This is a genomic window from Nonomuraea sp. NPDC049655, from assembly GCF_044465465.1.
Classification (GTDB): domain Bacteria; phylum Actinomycetota; class Actinomycetes; order Streptosporangiales; family Streptosporangiaceae; genus Nonomuraea.
The window spans coordinates 223,740-239,548 of the sequence record NZ_JBITLS010000008.1 but is presented as its reverse complement, the minus strand read 5'-3'; the positions used below and the strand labels follow the sequence as shown (position 1 = coordinate 239,548).

Here is a 15,809-nt window from a genome sequence, read left to right as displayed (position 1 = left end):
CCCCACCTGAAAGGCACGCCCATGAGCACCGGCGAATCCCCCACCGGACGCGAGAGCCGCGTCGCGATCAACGAGGACTGGGCCGCCACGGCCGTCGGCCTGGTCCTGCTCGTCCTCGTCCTCACCGGCGTCATCCCCGTCGGGCTGGTGCCCTGATGAGCGCCGCGACCGTCGCCGCCGACCGCGCGACCTGGCGCGGGACGGCGCTCGGCGTCCTGGTCGTCCTCGTGCTGGCCGCCGCGACCCGGTTCCTGGAGAAGGGCGTGCCCGGCTGGCTCCCGGACTCCGGGCTGGCCAAGGCCGTCGAGTTCCCGGTCTACGCGATCGCCCTCGGGCTGCTCGGCAACGCGCTGCTGACCGCGGCCGGGCTGCGGGAGCGGCTGGCCGGCGGGTTCCGCACCGAGTTCTTCATCAAGACCGGGCTGGTGCTGCTCGGCGCCTCCATCAACCTCAAGGTGATCGTCACCGCCGCCGGGCCGGCCGTGCTCCAGGCGATCGTGCTGATCAGCACGGTGTTCCTGTTCACCTGGTGGCTCGGCGGGCGGCTCGGGCTCGACGACCGGCTGCGCGCGCTGCTGTCGTCGGCCGTGTCGATCTGCGGGGTCAGCGCGGCCATCGCGGCGGCGGGGGCCGTCCAGGCCAGGAAGGAGCAGCTCGCCTACAGCGCGAGCCTGGTGATCGCGTTCGCGCTGCCGTCGATCTTCGTGCTGCCCGCCCTGGCCTCGGCGTTCGGGCTGCCGCCCGAGGTGGCGGGGGCCTGGATCGGCGGCAACATCGACACCACCGCCGCCGTCACCGCCGCCGGCACGATCGCGGGCGAGGACGCCCTGGCCATCGCCACGATCGTCAAGGTCACCCAGAACGCGCTCATCGGCGTCGTCGTGGTCGCGCTGACCGCCTGGTTCGCCTTCCGGGTCGAGCGGCGGGCGGACGCCGAGCGGCCGGGGGCGGCGGAGTTGTGGCGGCGCTTCCCGAAGTTCGTGCTCGGGTTCGTCGCCGCGTCCGTGATCGCCACCTGGTGGCTCACGACGGTCCCCGCCGGCCAGGGCAAGGCGGTCGTCGGGGTCGCCAACGACCTGCGGACCTGGTTCCTGATTCTGGCGTTCGTCAGCATCGGGCTGGAGTTCCGGGTGGCCGCGCTGCGGGCGGCCGGCTGGCGGCCGGTCGCCGTGTTCGCCGCCGCGACGGTGGTGAACGTGGTCGTCGCCCTGGCCCTGGCCCTGGCCCTGTTCTCCGGCTTCACGGCCGGCTGAGGGCCCCGTCCTCGGGGGGCGGGGCCGTCCCGCTACGCGACGGGCAGCTGCGCGGGATCCGCCACCCGGACGATCGAGCCGCTGATCTGCTGCGGGTTGCGGATCAGGTTGAGGATCGGGCAGACCCGCTCGACCTCGGCGTGCAGCCCGGCCAGCTGCTCGTCCGAGGCGGGCGAGCCGATCTGCACCTCGTAGCGGAAGTTGTGCGGGTACACCGGGACGCCCTGGTCGCCCGGGAGCTGGGCCCTCGGGTCGTATTCGGCGCGGACGTCCACCTCCAGGGAGTCGATCGGCACCTCCAGCTCGGCCGCCTTGATCAGGAAGATGTGCGTCACGCAGCTCCCCAGGACGCCGGCCTGCAGCTCGGGCGAGCCGGGGCCGAGGTCGTAGCCGGCGAAGTCGGGGCCGCTGTCGCTGATGATCTGGAAGTCCCTGATCCTGATGCGCCGGATCCCGCTGCGGCCCTCGGCCGTGACGTGGGCGTGCAGCGGCACCGGGCCGCCCGCCGGGGCCTCCCGGCGGGCCAGCAGGGCGGCGCGCTTGTGCGACAGGTACTCGCGAAGGGTGCTCATGGGTCTTTCTCTCTCGAACGGGGTTCAGCTCAGGGTCACGTGGCCGAGCGGGGTGTCGACGACGGCCCGCAGGCCGGGCTCCGGCCCCTCGGTGACGTCGAGCGTCACGTCGAGGGCGGCCAGGTCGCGGCGGAGCGCGCCGGGGTCGGGGTGGACGGCGGCGAAGGAGACCAGGCCGAGCTGCGGCAGGTCCGTGGCGGCCGGGTGGGTGGTCGTCCCCCAGTCGATGAGGAAGGGCACCGGACGGATCGCGGCGGGGTCCTCGCGCCGGGTGAGCCGCCACTCCAGCAGCTCGCCGGACGGGGTGCGCCGGGACAGCGGCTGCACGTCGCCGGGGTCGTAACCGCGCTCGCGGGCCAGCTCCACGGTCTTGTCCAGGTCCTGCGGATGCACGGCCCAGGCGGCCAGGCGCGGCTCGGTCAGCGTCGCCAGCCCGAACGCCCGCGGCCGCACTTCCGACTTCGGATCCGGCCCGATGATCTCCAGGTACGCGGTCGGCCCGAAGCGCACCAGGTAGTTCGCGGTGCCACCGGGATGGCTGCCGCCCCGGACGGGCCGCACGCCGGTCCGCGCGGCGAAGTCCTCGACCCCCGCGAGCAGGTCGGGAACGGCATAGACGAGGTGGTCGAGGTGACGGTCGGTCATCGGTGGTCCTCCGGTTCGCCGAGTGAGAGCATGAGCCGGTTCGCCCAGTTGAAGAAGGCGGCGGCGTGGATGGTGTCGCTGATCGCCAGGTCGTCCAGCCCGGCCGCGCGCAGCGCCGCGATGTGCTCGGGCCCGAACTCCACGGGCGTGGCGGCCAGCGCGACCGAGGCGTCGACGACCGCCCGCCAGGTGCCGTCCTGCGGCGCGTCCACCCCCTCGTCGAGCAGGCGCTGCACGTCCTTCGGGCGCTTGGAGTGGTGGGCGGCGAAGCGGGCGTGCACCGACGCGCAGAACACGCAGCCGTTGCGCCGCGAGGTCGCGGTCGCGGCCAGCTCGCGCTCGGCGCGCGGCAGCCCGCCGTCGGCGTTGTAGAAGATGTCGTTGTCGGTCTTCGTGCGCGCGTGCAGGATCTCGGGGTCGCGGGCCAGCAGCAGGAAGTACGGCGACGACGCCCGCGCCCGGTCCACCAGCGCCTCGTAGTGGGTCTCGGTCAGCTCCTCCGGCGCGAGCGGCGGCAGCCAGGGCCGCCAGCCGAGCTGTTCCTGGGTGAAGCCGGTGCTCACGCCGCCACCTCCGCGTTGAGCAGCCGCAGGCCGCCGACCACCCGGACCTGGAAGGCGAGGAAGGCGACGAGCTGCGACAACGTCACCACGCCCGTCGGGCTCCAGCCGGCCGCGGCCAGCGCCTCCAGGGCCTGCTCATCAGCCTCGCGGGGCCGGAACACCAGCAGGTGCGCGTGCTCGAACGCGGCGGTGAGCCGGACGCCCAGCTCGTCCGGGTTCCGGACCCGGTAGCGCAGGCCCTCGTCGCTCTCGGCGGCCAGCGGCGCGGGGTAGACGCCGTACGGGCCGGTGGTGGCGCCCGCCTCGACCTCGGTCTCGACGGCCTTCAGCAGGCCGGGGGCCAGCTCGGCGAGCCGGTCGGCGTAGAAGCCGGCGACGACGGCGTCACGGTGCAGCCCGGCCACGAAGGCCGCGACGGCGTCGCGTTCGACGAGGGTGACCTCCCCCTCCTCGTCGGGGGTGAAGAGCGCGTCGAAGCCGCGCTGGGCGTGCTCGCGGGCGGCGGGCCGCAGGTCGCGCAGCTTGTCGAGACGGGAGCCCGGTCTTATCCCGGCCAGGTGGTCGATGACGTCGTTGATCATGTGGAGCTCATTTCGGTGGAGGGGAGCCAGCCGAGCGCGGGTGCGACCTCGGTCGCCAGCAACTCGGTCGAACGCAGGACCAGCGGGTGCGGCGGGTCCACCGAGTGCACCTGGAAGACCAGGTCGGTGACCCGTTCGAGGGTCGGATCGGCGCGCAGGCCGTCGATGACGTCCTGCGGGGTGCCCACGTGCACGTCGAAGGCGGCGATGCGGCTGTCGAGGTCGCCGCCGGGCAGCTCCCACGGCAGCCGGCCGCGCCCGAGCCCCCGCTCGGCCCAGCGCAGCGCCTCTGCCCGGCTGTCGGCCACGAACGCGGTCCGCGAGGCCACGATGCGCGGGACGACGCCCGCGGGCAGGTTCTCGTAGTAGGCGTCCACGATCGGCCGTTGCAGGTCGGCCAGCGTCGCCTGGGGATCGTCGGCCGGGCGGGGCTGCGTGCGCGAGAGCATGAGCCCGTTGCCCGCCCGGCCGGCGCGCGCTCCGCCGGAGGGCGAGAACGTCGCCTCCCAGATCGCGCCGGGCAGCCGGGGCGCGGGCGGGTAGAGCCGGTTGCCGCCGCCCAGGTCCTCCCCCGACCAGGCCCTGAGCAGGATCGAGAGGTGCTCGGCGTACAGGGCGGCGCGGTCGCCGCTGTCGTGCCCGAACGGCCCGAACGACGACGGCGTCCCGCCGCTGCCGACCCCGATCTCCAGCCGCCCGCCGGTGAGCAGGTCGAGCACGGCGGCGTCCTCGGCCACCCGCACCGGGTGCTCCAGCGGCAGCGTGATGATGCCGGTGCCGAGCCGGATGCGGCTGGTACGGGCCGCCACGTGGGCGAGGAACACCAGCGGCGCGGGCAGCCCGCCCTCCTCGCCGTCGAAGTGGTGCTGCGCCACCCAGGCGGTGTCGAACCCGAGCGACTCGGCGTGCGCGATCTGCTCGGCGGCCAGCCGGTAGCGCTCGGCCGGGGGCGCCTCGTCCAGGACGCGGGTGAAGAAGCCGAGCCTCATCGCACCGGCTCCGGGATGGCGGCGAGCAGCTCGCGGGTGTAGTCGTCGGCCGGGTCGGTGAAGACCCGCCGGGTGGATCCTGATTCCACGATGCGTCCTTTGTTCATGACGGAGACGGTGTGCGAGATCTGCCGCACCACCGCCAGGTCGTGCGAGATGAAGAGGTAGGTCAGGCCGAGGTCGCGCTGGAGCTGCCCGAGCAGGTCGAGGATCTGCGCCTGGACCGTGACGTCGAGCGCCGAGACGGCCTCGTCGAGCACCAGCACCTCCGGGCCTGCGGCCAGCGCGCGGGCGATGGCCACCCGCTGCCGCTGCCCGCCCGACAGCTCGCGCGGCCGGCGCGACGACACGTCCGCGGGCAGCGCCACCCGGTCGAGGAGCTCCGCGACGCGGGCCCGGCGGGCGGCCCGGTCGCCGAGCCGGAAGTTGCGCAACGGCTCCTCCACGATGTCGGCGACCGATTGCCGCGGGTCCAGCGACCCGTACGGGTTCTGGTGCACGAGCTGGACGTGCCGGCGGAAGCCGCGGCCGTCGGGCGCCCCGGCGACGGTGACCGTGCCCGACGTGGGCTCGGCGAAGCGCACCACCATGCGCGCGGTGGTGGTCTTGCCGGACCCCGACTCCCCGACGAGCGCGTGCGTGGTGCCGCGCGGCACCTCGAACGAGACGCCGTCCACGGCCCGGAAAGGCCGCCGCCCCGACCGGAACTCCTTGACCAGGTCGCGCACCACGATCGCGGGCTCGGCGGCCACCGGCTCGCGGAAGGGGCGGGCCGACAGCGCGGGGGCGTCGTGCAGCAGCCCGCGGGTGTAGTCCGCGCCGGGCGCCGCCAGGATCTCCCTGGTCGGGCCCTGTTCCTCGACGCGGCCGTCCTTCATGACGACCAGCCGGTCCGAGCGGCTGGCGGCCACGCCGAGGTCGTGGGTGACCAGCAGCACGGCGGTGCCGAACTCGGCGCGCAGGTCGTCGATGAGGTCCAGGATGCGCCGCTGCACGGTGACGTCCAGGGCGCTGGTGGGCTCGTCGGCGATGATCAGCCGGGGTTCGAGCGCGACGGCGATGGCGATCAGCACGCGCTGGCGCATGCCGCCGGACAGCTCGTGCGGGTACTGACGGGCCCGCGTCTCGGGGTCGGGCAGGCCGACGCGGGTGAGCAGCTCGACGACCCGGCGCCGGACGGCGGCCCGGTCGCCGCGCTTGTGGATGCGCAGCACCTCGGCGATCTGCGCCCCGACCGTCTTGACCGGGTCGAGCGAGTTGGACGGGTCCTGCGGGACCAGCCCGATCTGGGCCCCCCGGACGGACTCCATCCGCCGCGGCGACCAGGTCGCCAGGTCGTTCTCCCCCAGCAGCACGCTGCCGCGGTCGAGCGAGGCGTTGCGCGGCAGCAGGCCGATGATCGAGTGCGCGGTCGTGGTCTTGCCGGACCCCGACTCGCCGACCACCGCGACCACCTCGCCCGGCTCGACGGTGAAGGAGACGCCGTGGACCGCCGGGCGGCCGTCGTAGGAGACCGCGAGGTCGCGGACGTCGAGCAGGCTCACGAGGACTCCTTGGCGATGGACCGGCTGATCCGGCCGGCGGCGAGCACGACCGCGACCACCACGGCCCCGGGCAGCGTGGTCAGCCACCAGGACGTGGCCAGGTAGTTGCGGCCCTCGGCGATGAGCAGCCCCCACTCGGGGGTCGGCGGCTCGGCGCCGTAGCCGAGGAAGCCGAGCGTCGAGATGGCCAGGATGGCCACGCCGAACTGCAGGGCGGCCAGCGCGACGACGGGACCGAGCGAGTTGGGCAGCACGTGCCGCCACAACACCGCGGTGAACCGGCCGCCGCTGCCGAACGCGGCCTCGACGTAGTCGGTGCGGCGCACCCGGACGACCTCCGACCGCGACAGCCGGGCGAACGCGGCCACCGAGCCGACGCCGACCGCGACGGCCACGTTCACCGTCCCCGGGCCGAGCAGGATGATCACGACCAGGGCCAGGAGCAGGCCGGGGACCGACAGCAGCACGTCCACGACCCGCATGACGGCGGCGTCGGGCACCCCGCCGAGCGAGCCGGCCAGCAGCCCGAGCAGCGTGCCGAGCAGCAGGCCGACCGCGACGGCGACGAACGCCCCCGACAACGAGTGCACGGCCCCGTGCACCACCCGCGCGAACACGTCCCGCCCGACGGCGTCGGTGCCGAACAGGTGCTGCCCGCTCGGCGCCTGGAGCTTCTCGACCGGCACGCCGGCGATCGGGTCGTACCCGGTGAACAGCCCCGGGACGACCGCCCACAACAGCGCCACGGCGATCACCGTCCAGGACAGGATCAGGCCCGCCCTCACGACGCCGCCTTCAGCCGCGGGTCGAGCACCGGGAACAACACGTCCACCACCAAGTTGACCAGGACGAACACCGCCGCGGCGAGCACCACCACGGCCAGCATCACCGGCGTGTCCTGGGCGGTCACGGCCTGCTCGGTGAGCCGCCCGATGCCGTTGCGGCCGAAGACGGTCTCCGTCACGACCGAGCCCGCGATCAGCTCGCCGAACGTCAGGCCCGCCACGGTCAGCGTCGGCAGGACGGCGTTGCGCGCCACGTGCCGCCACAGGATCCACCAGCGGGTGGCGCCCTTGGCCGCGATCACCGGCACGAACGGCTGCGCGTACACCTGGTCGATGCCGCGCGCCAGCACCTGCGCGATGGGCGCCGAGATCGGCACGGCCAGCGTCAGCACCGGCAGGACGAGCTGCTGCAGCTCGCCGCCCCCGATGACCGGCACCAGCCGCAGCCGGAAGGAGAAGACCTGGATCAGCAGGATCCCCAGCCAGAACGCCGGGACCGAGATGAACAGCGACGGCACCGACAGCAGCGCCCCGCGCAGCCACGACGTCCTGCTGTAGCTCGCCACGAACGCGATCACCACGGCGAGCAGCACCGCCAGGACGAACGCCGCCGAGGCCAGCCGGGCCGTCTCGGGCAACGCCTCGCCCAGGCGCTCGACCACCGGGGTGCCGGTGTCGATCGAGTAGCCGAAGCCGCCGGTCAGGAAGCCGGTCAGGGTGCGCAGGTACTCGCCGACCGGCGAGCCGCCGCTGTAGTAGGCCCGGATGTCGGCGATCTGCTGCGGCGACAGGCCGAGCTCGGGGTTCTGGAACTTGATCAGGATCGAGTCGCCGGGCAGCAGTTGCAGCAGCACGTAGCTCGCGGTGAAGGCGGCCCACAACACGAGCACCGCCTGCCCGGCCCGCGTCAGGAGATACCTGGTCATTGCTGGGCCTTCCACGCCGAGTAGAACCACGGCCGGGCGACCGCCTCGAAGGCCACGCCCTTGACGTACGGCGCGCCGCCGTACACCTGGGGCTCCTCGAACAGGGGGATGGCGTAGCCCTGGTCGATCACGTACCGCTGGATCTCGCCGACCTTGGCGTTGCGCTTGGCGTTGTCGGGCTCGGCGGACTCCTCCTCCAGCAGGGTGTCGAGCTTCTTGTCCTTGGACAGGATGACGTCGCGGTTCTGGCTGTGGAAGTGGCTCTTGATGACGTCCTGGTCGGCGCGGCCGACCATGCTGTGCGCGACGGCGGTCTTCTCGGCGTCCTTGATGTCCACGGCCTGGGTGCCGGCGTCGGCGGGGCGGATCTCCAGCTGCACGCCGAGCTTGGCCCACTGCTGGCCGACGAGTTCGAGCGTCTGCTTGGACAGCGGCTGCGGGCCGGCGACGAAGACGCCCAGCCGCAGCTTGACGCCGTCCTTCTCGCGCACGCCGTCGGCGCCCCTGGTCCAGCCGGCCTTGTCGAGCAGCGCGTTGGCCTTGGCCGGGTCGTAGGCCAGGTCCTTGGACAGGTCGAGGTAGCCCTGGGCGAGATGGCTGAGCACGGAGGTGGCCCGCGGGTAGCTCGCGGTGAACAGGGTGTCCACGACCTCCTTGACGTCAGTGCCCGCCTGCAGCGCCTTGCGCACGTCGAGGTCCTTCAGGATGCTGTTGGACGGCCGCAGGTACAGGCCGTTGTTCACGCCCCTGGTCGGCTCGGCGTAGATCTGGAAGCCGGCGTCCTTGACGGTCTTCTCGTCGTACGCCTGGACGTAGCGCACGAAGTCAGCCTGGCCGGAGGTCAGCGCGCCGACCCGGACGTTGTCCTCGGGCGTCACGATGATCTTGATCTCGTCCAGGTACGCCCGCCCCTGGTGCTTCGACGACGGCGGCGCCCAGTCGTAGTCCTTGCGGGCGGCCAGGTCCACCTCCTTGTCGACGATCTGCTTCTTCAGCGTGAAGGGGCCCGAGCCGACGATGTTCTTCAGCTGGCACTGCTGCTCGTACGGCAGCGAGATCGTCTTCTTCGACACCAGCCCGGCCCCGATGACCGAGGTGCCCTGGAGGAAGCCGGGAGAGGGCTTCTTGAAGTGGAACTTCACGGTCAGCGGGTCGACGACCTCGCTGCGCTCGTAGTTGTTGACGAACTCGGCGACCGGCAGCTTGAGCTCGGTGTTCCCGAGGCCGTACACGTCGAAGTTCGCGGCGACGGCGGCGGCGTCGAGCGGGCTGCCGTCGCTGAAGGTCACGCCCTGGCGCAGGTGGAAGGTGTACTCGGTGGCGTCCTCGTTCACCTCCCACTTGGTGGCGATCCAGGGCTCGATCTCCAGGGTCTGCGGGTTCTGCCAGGTCAGCTTGTCGGTGATCTGGTTGAGGATGCCGCCGTTGGGATAGAAGCCGGCGGCCGGCAGGTAGAGGCAGGTGGGCGGCTGGTGCTCCAGGTAGGTCAGCGTGCCGCCGTAGACCGGCTGACCGCTGGACGGCGCCGCGCCGGCAGCACCCCCTTGGCCGCCACAGGCGCCGAGGAGCCCAACGACGGCGAGCATGACGGCTGCGGTGCGCAGGCTGGATGAGGACATGGGGGTACTGCCTTTCAGACAAAACATACCTAAAAAGTAGGAAAAGGCTACAGCAAACGCGCGACCGAAGCCACCAGGGGCTTCGGTCGCAGCGTCACAGGCGTCTCCGGGTCACGGACGCGCCCAGGCCTCGGCGAGCAGTTCGTAGGAGCGCACGCGGTCGGCGGGGTCGTGGGTGATGGTGGTGACCAGCAACTCGTCGGCCCCGGTGACCCGGCGCAGCACGCGCAGCCCCTCGGCCACGGCCCGCGGCGTGCCGACGAATTGGGTGTCGATCCGGTCCTTGACCAGCGCGCGGTCGGCCTCGGTCCAGACGTGCCGGGCCGCCTCCGACGGCGTCGGGTACGGCATCGCGCCCGCCCCCGTCCTGATGCTGCGCACCCACAACCCGTACGGCGAGGCCAGCTCACGCGCCCTGGCCTCGTCCTCGGCCACCACCGCGTCGGCCGACACGATCACGTACGGCTCGGCCAGCTCGTCCGACGGCTTGAACGCCTCGCGGTACGCCTCCACGGCCTCCAGCACGCTCGACGGGCTGACGTGGTAGTTGGCCGCGAACGGCAACCCGCGCTCCCCCGCGACCCGGGCGCTCTGCCCGCCGCTGCTGCCCAGGATCCACACCTGGACGTCGGCCCCCTCGCCGGGCGTCACGTGGGCCTCGTGGGTCCCGCCGAGCAGCGCCAGCACCTCGTCGACCTGGTCGGCGAAGTCGGGCGTCACCGCTCCGGGCTGCTGGAGCAGGCTCGCCTGGAAGGCCAGGCGGGGGATCTTCGCCAGCCGCGACCAGTCGAAGGGCGGCGGGACGAGCAGCCCGTCCACCACCCTGGCCTCCGTGCTCGCCGGACGTGCGGGAGCCGGCTCGGCCCCGCGCCGCCCCGAGCGCCCGATGCCCAGATCGAGCCGGCCCGGATGCAGCGCGTCGATGATCCCGAACTCCTCCACCACGGACACCGGCGTCCGGTGGCCGAGCTGCACGGCTCCCGAGCCGACCCTGATCGTCGAGGTGGCCGCCGCCACCAGGCCGATCAGCACGGCGGGGGCCGAGCCGGCCACGCCCGGGGCGAAGTGGTGCTCGGCCAGCCAGTAACGGGCGTAGCCGAACTCCTCCGCGCGCCGGGCGAGCTCGATCGTGTCGCGTAACGCCTGGCCCGCGGTGCCGCCCGAGCTGATGGGGGCCAGGTCGAGGACGGACAGGCTCATGACGCGCTCCCCGGGAACGGGCGGCTGGGGATCTCCGCGCGCAGCGCCGGCGCGATCTCGGTCTGGAACAGCTCCAGCGTCTCCCGGTGCTGCCCCGGCGTCAGGCCGTCGGCGTCGGCGGGCAGGTGCATGACCTCGTGCCCGAACCGCTTGTGGTAGCGCAGCACCTTGTCGATGATCTGCTGCGGGCTGCCAACCAGGATCGAGCCGCGTTCGACGGCGTCCTCCAGGGTGGGGAAGACCGGCCGCACGCCGGCCCGCCGGAACGTCTCCAGGCGGGCCTGGTAGATCGGCCGGTACTCGGCCAGGGCCCGTTGCGAGGTGCGGGCCGCGTAGTAGCCCGCGCTGCCCGCCCCCACCAGGGCGTCGGCGGGGTCGTGGCCGTGATGGGCCCAGCGTTCGCGGTAGTGGTCGATCAGCTCGGCGTAGGGCTCGATGGGGTTGGTGACGTTGGCCGAGAACAGCGGGTCGCCGTGGCGGGCGGCCAGCTCGACCGACTCCTTGCTGGTCGCGCTGCCGTGCCAGACCCTGATCGGCCGTTGCAGCGGGCGCGGCCAGGTCTCGGCGTCGGTCAGCGCGGGCCGGAAGCGGCCCTGCCAGGTGACCCGGTCCTCCCGCCACAGGCGGCGGAACAGCTCGTACGACTCGCGGTTGCGCTCCCACTGGTCCGCGGCGGTGACGTGGAAGAGCCTGGCCTGCGCCGCGCCGTTGCCCTTGCCGACGATCAGTTCGAGCCGGCCGCCGGACAGGTGGTCGAGCGTGGCGTAGTCCTCGTAGGCGCGGACCGGGTCGAGCAGGCTCAGCGTGGTGACCGCGGTGAACAGCCTGATCCTGGACGTCCTGGCGGCGATGTGGCTGAGCACGACCGGGGGCGAGGAGGAGATGAAGGGCCGCTCGTGCCGCTCGCCCACGCCGTAGCCGTCGAAGCCCAGTTCCTCGAAGAGCACGGCGGTCTCGACGACCTCGCGGAATCGTTCCGTGGGTGACCGGCCGTCGCTGTGGACGATCAATGTGATGCCCAGAAATTTCATGACACCTCCGCGTACCTGCTCGCCGGGCGCGGCAGGCCGAGCAGCCCGCGTAACGTCCGGGCTTCGTACCCGCTCCTGAAGGCCCCGCGCCCGCGCAGCTCGGCCGTCAGCTCCCGGCTGATCCGCTCCAGGTCGTACGGCACCGCCCCCGGCCGCAGCCGGAAGCCCTCGATCCCGGCCCGCCGCCACTCCAGCAGCAGGCCGGCCAGCTCCCCCGCGTCGCCGGTGAAGATCGCCGCGTCGGAGGTCAGTTCGGCCCCGTCCAGCTCGTCGAGCCGCGCCTTGCGCCGGGCCGCGTCCGGGCCCAGGAAGACGAGCAGGTCGGCGAAGATCCGCAGGTCGCCGGAGAGCCCCCGGACCTCCTGGACGATCTCCCGCGCGTGCTCGGCCGAGCGCGGCGTGACGAAGACGACGTCCGCGCCGCCCGCCGCGAACTCGTACGGCAGCCGCGCGTGGGCCAGCGCGGCCACCACCGGCTGCCCCTGCGGTGACCTGGGCGTGATGGACGGCCCCCGCACCGAGAAGAACCCACCCTCGAAGTCGATGTGGTGGAGTTTGCCGCGGTCGACGAACCGGCCGGTGGCCACGTCCCTGATCTCGGCGTCGTCCTCCCAGCTGTCCCAGAGCCGGCGGGCCACCTCCACGGCGTCGGCGGCCTCGGCGAACAGGGCGCGCACGTGCGGGTCGGCCGACAGGTCCACCCCGCCGGGCCGGTTCAGCACCTGGTCGAGCGGGGCGAACCGGCGGCGGCCGAAGTGGGCCGCCTCGCTCGCCCGCGCCGAGACCTGCGGCCGCCAGCCCGCCCGGCCGCCGCTGACGTGGTCGAGGGTGGCGATGCCGATGGCCACGTGGAACGGCTCGGTGTGCGTGGTGGTGGCCGTCGGCACCAGGCCGATCCGGGTGGTCAGCGGCGCCAGCCGGGCCGCGAGCAGCACCGCGTCGAACCGGCCGCGTACCTGGTCGGTGCGGTCGTCGGGGCCGTCGGGCCGGGTGGACTGCAGGCCCAGGGCGTCCTCGATGGTGACGAAGTCGAGCAGCCCGCGCTCGGCCTCGGCGACCAGCCCCGCCCAGTGACCGGCCGAGAAGAGCCGCGTGCCGGGGGCCGCACGCCAGGCGGCGGGGTGCCAGCCCGCGCCGTCCAGGGCCACGGCCAGGTGCAGCGTCATGACAGCTCCAGGTGCTCGCGCAGGGTGGTCCCGGTGTACTCCGTGCGGAAGACGCCGCGTTCGCGCAGCGCCGGCACCACCCGGTCGACGAACTCGTCCAGCCCGCCGGGGGTCAGGTGCGGGACGAGGATGAAGCCGTCGGCCGCGCCGGCCTGCACGTGCTCGTCCATCTGCCGGGCCACGCCCTCGGGGGTGCCGACGAACGTCTGCCGTCCGGTGACCTCGATCACCAGCTCGCGGATGCTCAGCCCCTTCTCCGCGGCCAGGGCCCGCCATTTGGCCGCCACCTCGGCACGGTCCTTGATCGGCACCCGTCCCTGGGAGACGCCTTGGGACAGGTCCGGCTCGACGTCGGGGAACGGTCCATCGGGGTCGAAGGCCGACATGTCCCGCCCCCACACCTGCTCCAGGAACGCGATCGCGGTCTGCGGCCCGACCTGCTGCCGCCGGATCCTGGCCGCGTTCTCGGCGGCCTCCTCGTCGGTGTCGCCCAGCGCGAACGTCACACCGGGCATGATCTTGAGCTGGTGGGGCTCCCGGCCGTACCGGGCCAGGCGGCCCTTGACGTCGGCGGAGAAGCGCCTGCCGTCCTCCAGCCTGCCGTGCGGGGTGAAGACCACGTCGGCGTGGGCGGCGGCGAACTCGCGGCCGTCGTCCGAGTCGCCGGCCTGGATGATCACCGGGTGTCCCTGCGGGGAGCGCGGCAGCGTGAACCGGCCCTCGACGGTGAAGTGCCTGCCCCGGTGGCTGACCGTGCCGATCGCGCCCTCCCGCAGGAAACGGCCCGCGCCCTGGTCGGCGAGCACGGCGTCCGGCTGCCAGGAGTCCCACAACTCGCGCGACAGCCGGACGAACTCCTCGGCCCGCCGGTACCGGTCGGCGGGGTCGAGGAAGCCGCCGCGGCGGAAGTTCTCGCCGGTGAAGGCGTCGGAGGTGGTCACCACGTTCCAGGCGGCCCGGCCCTCGCTCAGGTGGTCGAGCGTGGACAGCCGCCTGGCCAGCTCGTACGGCTCGTTGAAGGTGGCGTTGACCGTGCCCGCGAGCCCGAGCCGCGAGGTCACCGCGGCCAGGGCGCTGAGCACGGTCAGCGCCTCGGGCCTGCCGACCACGTCCAGGTCGTGGATGCGGCCCTTGAGCTCGCGCAGCCGCAGCCCCTCGGCCAGGAAGAAGAAGTCGAACGTGCCGCGCTCGGCCGTCCTGGCGAGGTGGACGAACGAGGCGAAGTCGATCTGGCTCCCCGACCGGGGGTCGGCCCACACGGTGGTGTTGTTCACGCCGGGGAAGTGCGCGGCGAGGTGCACCTGCCTCTTGCGCGTCACCGGCCCCGCCCGTGCGGCGTGTCCCAGGCGGCGGGCAGGCCCTCGACGGTCTCGCCGAACGCCGGGCGCTGGTAGAGGTCGCGGGCGTAGCCCCAGAGGTGCTCGAAGTCGGGCAGCTCGCGCTCGCTGATGAGGTGCTCGCGGTTGTGCAATGCGTCGAACCTGGCCAGCGTCACCCACAGCCGCACGTCCGCCTCGGTGATCGTGTCGCCGGTCAGGAAACGCTGCTCGGCCAGGCGTTCGTCCAGGCGTTCCAGGGCCGCGACGACGCGGTGGCGCTCGTCCTCGCGGGCGGCCTCGGTGCCGGCGGGGGCCACCCGGGTGACGCCGGTGTTGACGTCGTGGTAGATCCACGCGTTCAGCTTGTCGATCTCGGCGCGCAGGTGCTCGGGGTAGAGGTCGACCGAGGTGTCGGCCCACTTCTCGAACTGGGTGGCCAGGTCGATCGTGATGTCGGGGAAGTTGTTGCTGACGATCCTGCGCCGTGCCCTGTCCCAGAGCACGGGCACCGAGATGTGGCCCGGGTAGCCCTTCTCGGTGGCGTCGTAGGCCTGCTCCAGGAAGGCGAACCCGTTGACCGGGTCCGGGCCCCTGCGCTCCCTGAAGGCCCAGCCCCGGCCGTCTCGCTCGTCGTCCACGTACGACAACGAGACGACGTCCTCCAGGCGCTTGAGCTTGCGGACGATCGCGACGCGCTGGGCGTAGGGGCAGGTCCAGGCGGCATAGACGTGGTAGCGGCCGGGCTCGGCGCGGTAGCCGCTGGTGCCGTCGGCGGTGACGCGGTCCTGGAAGGGGTAGACCGGGCGGTCCCAGCCGGCCGACAGGTGCAGGCGGCCGGGGCCGTAGCGGCCGTAGGCGATCCGGTCGAGCGGGCCGGCGTAGACCGGCGTGCCGGTGGTGGCGGTCACAGGTTCTCCTGGTGGGGTAGGAAGCGGCCGAACCGGCCCTGGTGGTAGAGCAGCGGGCGGCCGGCGTTGTGCGTGGCCGCCTCGGCCACCAGGCCGACGACCAGCACGTGGTCGCCGACCTCGACGGTCTCGTACGGCAGGCAGATCAGGTGGGCGGAGACGTCCTGGAGCAGCGGCGCGCCGAGCGGCCCCGCCCGCCACCGCGTGGGCGCGGCGAACCTGTCCACCCCCTTGCGCGCGAACCGCGCCGCCAGCTCGGCCTGGTCGCTGGCCAGGATGTTGACCGCGAAGTGGTCGGCCCCGCGCAACCACGGCCAGGTGGTGGAGGACTGGTCCACGTAGAAGGAGACGAGCGGCGGGTCGAGGCTGACCGAGGAGAACGAGGTGGCGGTGAGCCCCACGGGGATGCCCTCGCTCTGCGCGGTGATCACCACCACTCCGCTGGCGTGCACGGCGAGCGCCTGGCGGAACACGTCGGCGCCGACGGCCTGCTGGTCGGGCAGGGTGTCGGTCATGCGCCGGCCTCCGCTCGGTACGGGCGGACGGGTCTGATTGCGATCACGGAAAGGCTCCTCACGGGAGAGAGGGCGTGCTCACGCCGCTCCCGGCGGCCGGGCCGGGAGCGCCGGGAAGGGGGCACGCGAGGGTTCGTCAGCGGAGGCGTGGACGGCGTCGGCCACGCTGGAGCGCTCAGGGGAAGGCGGGCGG

General features: G+C 73.1%; 17 protein-coding genes. 2 read left to right on the top strand and 15 right to left on the bottom strand.

Translation table 11 applies throughout. From position 1 onward, the window contains the following. Positions 1-21 precede the first annotated feature (21 nt). On the top strand, positions 22-156 hold the full coding sequence (locus ACIBQ6_RS26345) for a hypothetical protein (protein ID WP_352330037.1): 135 nt from the start codon (positions 22-24) through the stop codon (positions 154-156). Further along, positions 156-1,253 carry a putative sulfate exporter family transporter gene (locus ACIBQ6_RS26340; RefSeq protein ID WP_358283022.1) on the top strand — a complete coding sequence of 366 codons (1,098 nt, stop codon included), beginning with the start codon at positions 156-158 and terminating at the stop codon, positions 1,251-1,253. The genes ACIBQ6_RS26345 and ACIBQ6_RS26340 overlap by 1 nt, the downstream gene beginning before the upstream one ends. A gap of 32 nt (positions 1,254-1,285) precedes the next feature. Here the strand turns inward: ACIBQ6_RS26340 and ACIBQ6_RS26335 are convergent, their stop codons facing one another. The 15 genes from ACIBQ6_RS26335 to ACIBQ6_RS26265 all read right to left on the bottom strand — a co-directional run bounded on the left by ACIBQ6_RS26335 (position 1,286) and on the right by ACIBQ6_RS26265 (position 15,616). Continuing rightward, positions 1,286-1,825 (bottom strand): OsmC family protein, encoded by a 540-nt coding sequence (locus ACIBQ6_RS26335; RefSeq protein WP_358283020.1) that lies wholly within the window; start codon positions 1,823-1,825, stop codon positions 1,286-1,288. A 24-nt stretch (positions 1,826-1,849) separates the two neighbouring features. After that, on the bottom strand, positions 1,850-2,470 hold the full coding sequence (locus ACIBQ6_RS26330) for a VOC family protein (protein ID WP_397215053.1): 621 nt from the start codon (positions 2,468-2,470) through the stop codon (positions 1,850-1,852). Further along, positions 2,467-3,033, bottom strand: a complete 567-nt coding sequence (locus ACIBQ6_RS26325; RefSeq protein ID WP_397215050.1) for an alkylhydroperoxidase domain protein — start codon at positions 3,031-3,033, stop codon at positions 2,467-2,469. The genes ACIBQ6_RS26330 and ACIBQ6_RS26325 overlap by 4 nt, the downstream gene beginning before the upstream one ends. Next, positions 3,030-3,614, bottom strand: coding sequence for a CMD domain protein (locus ACIBQ6_RS26320; RefSeq protein WP_358283014.1), 585 nt, complete (start codon positions 3,612-3,614; stop codon positions 3,030-3,032). The genes ACIBQ6_RS26325 and ACIBQ6_RS26320 overlap by 4 nt, the downstream gene beginning before the upstream one ends. Continuing rightward, positions 3,611-4,603 (bottom strand): putative FMN-dependent luciferase-like monooxygenase, encoded by a 993-nt coding sequence (locus tag ACIBQ6_RS26315; protein WP_397215048.1) that lies wholly within the window; start codon positions 4,601-4,603, stop codon positions 3,611-3,613. The genes ACIBQ6_RS26320 and ACIBQ6_RS26315 overlap by 4 nt, the downstream gene beginning before the upstream one ends. Beyond that, entirely contained in the window at positions 4,600-6,147 is a 1,548-nt protein-coding gene (locus ACIBQ6_RS26310; protein ID WP_397215046.1) for a dipeptide ABC transporter ATP-binding protein, read from the bottom strand. The genes ACIBQ6_RS26315 and ACIBQ6_RS26310 overlap by 4 nt, the downstream gene beginning before the upstream one ends. Further along, positions 6,144-6,932 carry an ABC transporter permease gene (locus ACIBQ6_RS26305; RefSeq protein WP_352322612.1) on the bottom strand — a complete coding sequence of 263 codons (789 nt, stop codon included), beginning with the start codon at positions 6,930-6,932 and terminating at the stop codon, positions 6,144-6,146. The genes ACIBQ6_RS26310 and ACIBQ6_RS26305 overlap by 4 nt, the downstream gene beginning before the upstream one ends. Then, entirely contained in the window at positions 6,929-7,858 is a 930-nt protein-coding gene (locus tag ACIBQ6_RS26300) for an ABC transporter permease (RefSeq protein WP_358283006.1), read from the bottom strand. The genes ACIBQ6_RS26305 and ACIBQ6_RS26300 overlap by 4 nt, the downstream gene beginning before the upstream one ends. After that, the gene (locus tag ACIBQ6_RS26295) at positions 7,855-9,477 is read right to left on the bottom strand and encodes a TIGR04028 family ABC transporter substrate-binding protein (RefSeq protein WP_397215042.1); all 1,623 of its coding nucleotides are present in this window, start codon (positions 9,475-9,477) and stop codon (positions 7,855-7,857) included. The genes ACIBQ6_RS26300 and ACIBQ6_RS26295 overlap by 4 nt, the downstream gene beginning before the upstream one ends. A gap of 111 nt (positions 9,478-9,588) precedes the next feature. After that, complete coding sequence (locus ACIBQ6_RS26290; RefSeq protein ID WP_358283002.1) at positions 9,589-10,677, bottom strand: LLM class flavin-dependent oxidoreductase; 1,089 nt, start codon at positions 10,675-10,677, stop codon at positions 9,589-9,591. Continuing rightward, the gene (locus ACIBQ6_RS26285) at positions 10,674-11,708 is read right to left on the bottom strand and encodes an LLM class flavin-dependent oxidoreductase (RefSeq protein ID WP_358283000.1); all 1,035 of its coding nucleotides are present in this window, start codon (positions 11,706-11,708) and stop codon (positions 10,674-10,676) included. Before ACIBQ6_RS26285 ends, ACIBQ6_RS26290 begins: the two co-directional genes overlap by 4 nt. Continuing rightward, the gene (locus tag ACIBQ6_RS26280; protein ID WP_397215040.1) at positions 11,705-12,874 is read right to left on the bottom strand and encodes an LLM class flavin-dependent oxidoreductase; all 1,170 of its coding nucleotides are present in this window, start codon (positions 12,872-12,874) and stop codon (positions 11,705-11,707) included. The genes ACIBQ6_RS26285 and ACIBQ6_RS26280 overlap by 4 nt, the downstream gene beginning before the upstream one ends. Beyond that, complete coding sequence (locus tag ACIBQ6_RS26275; RefSeq protein WP_358282997.1) at positions 12,871-14,193, bottom strand: NtaA/DmoA family FMN-dependent monooxygenase; 1,323 nt, start codon at positions 14,191-14,193, stop codon at positions 12,871-12,873. Before ACIBQ6_RS26275 ends, ACIBQ6_RS26280 begins: the two co-directional genes overlap by 4 nt. Further along, positions 14,190-15,101, bottom strand: a complete 912-nt coding sequence (locus ACIBQ6_RS26270) for a glutathione S-transferase C-terminal domain-containing protein (RefSeq protein WP_397215037.1) — start codon at positions 15,099-15,101, stop codon at positions 14,190-14,192. Before ACIBQ6_RS26270 ends, ACIBQ6_RS26275 begins: the two co-directional genes overlap by 4 nt. After that, complete coding sequence (locus ACIBQ6_RS26265) at positions 15,098-15,616, bottom strand: flavin reductase family protein (protein ID WP_352349501.1); 519 nt, start codon at positions 15,614-15,616, stop codon at positions 15,098-15,100. Before ACIBQ6_RS26265 ends, ACIBQ6_RS26270 begins: the two co-directional genes overlap by 4 nt. Positions 15,617-15,809: the final 193 nt, after the last annotated feature.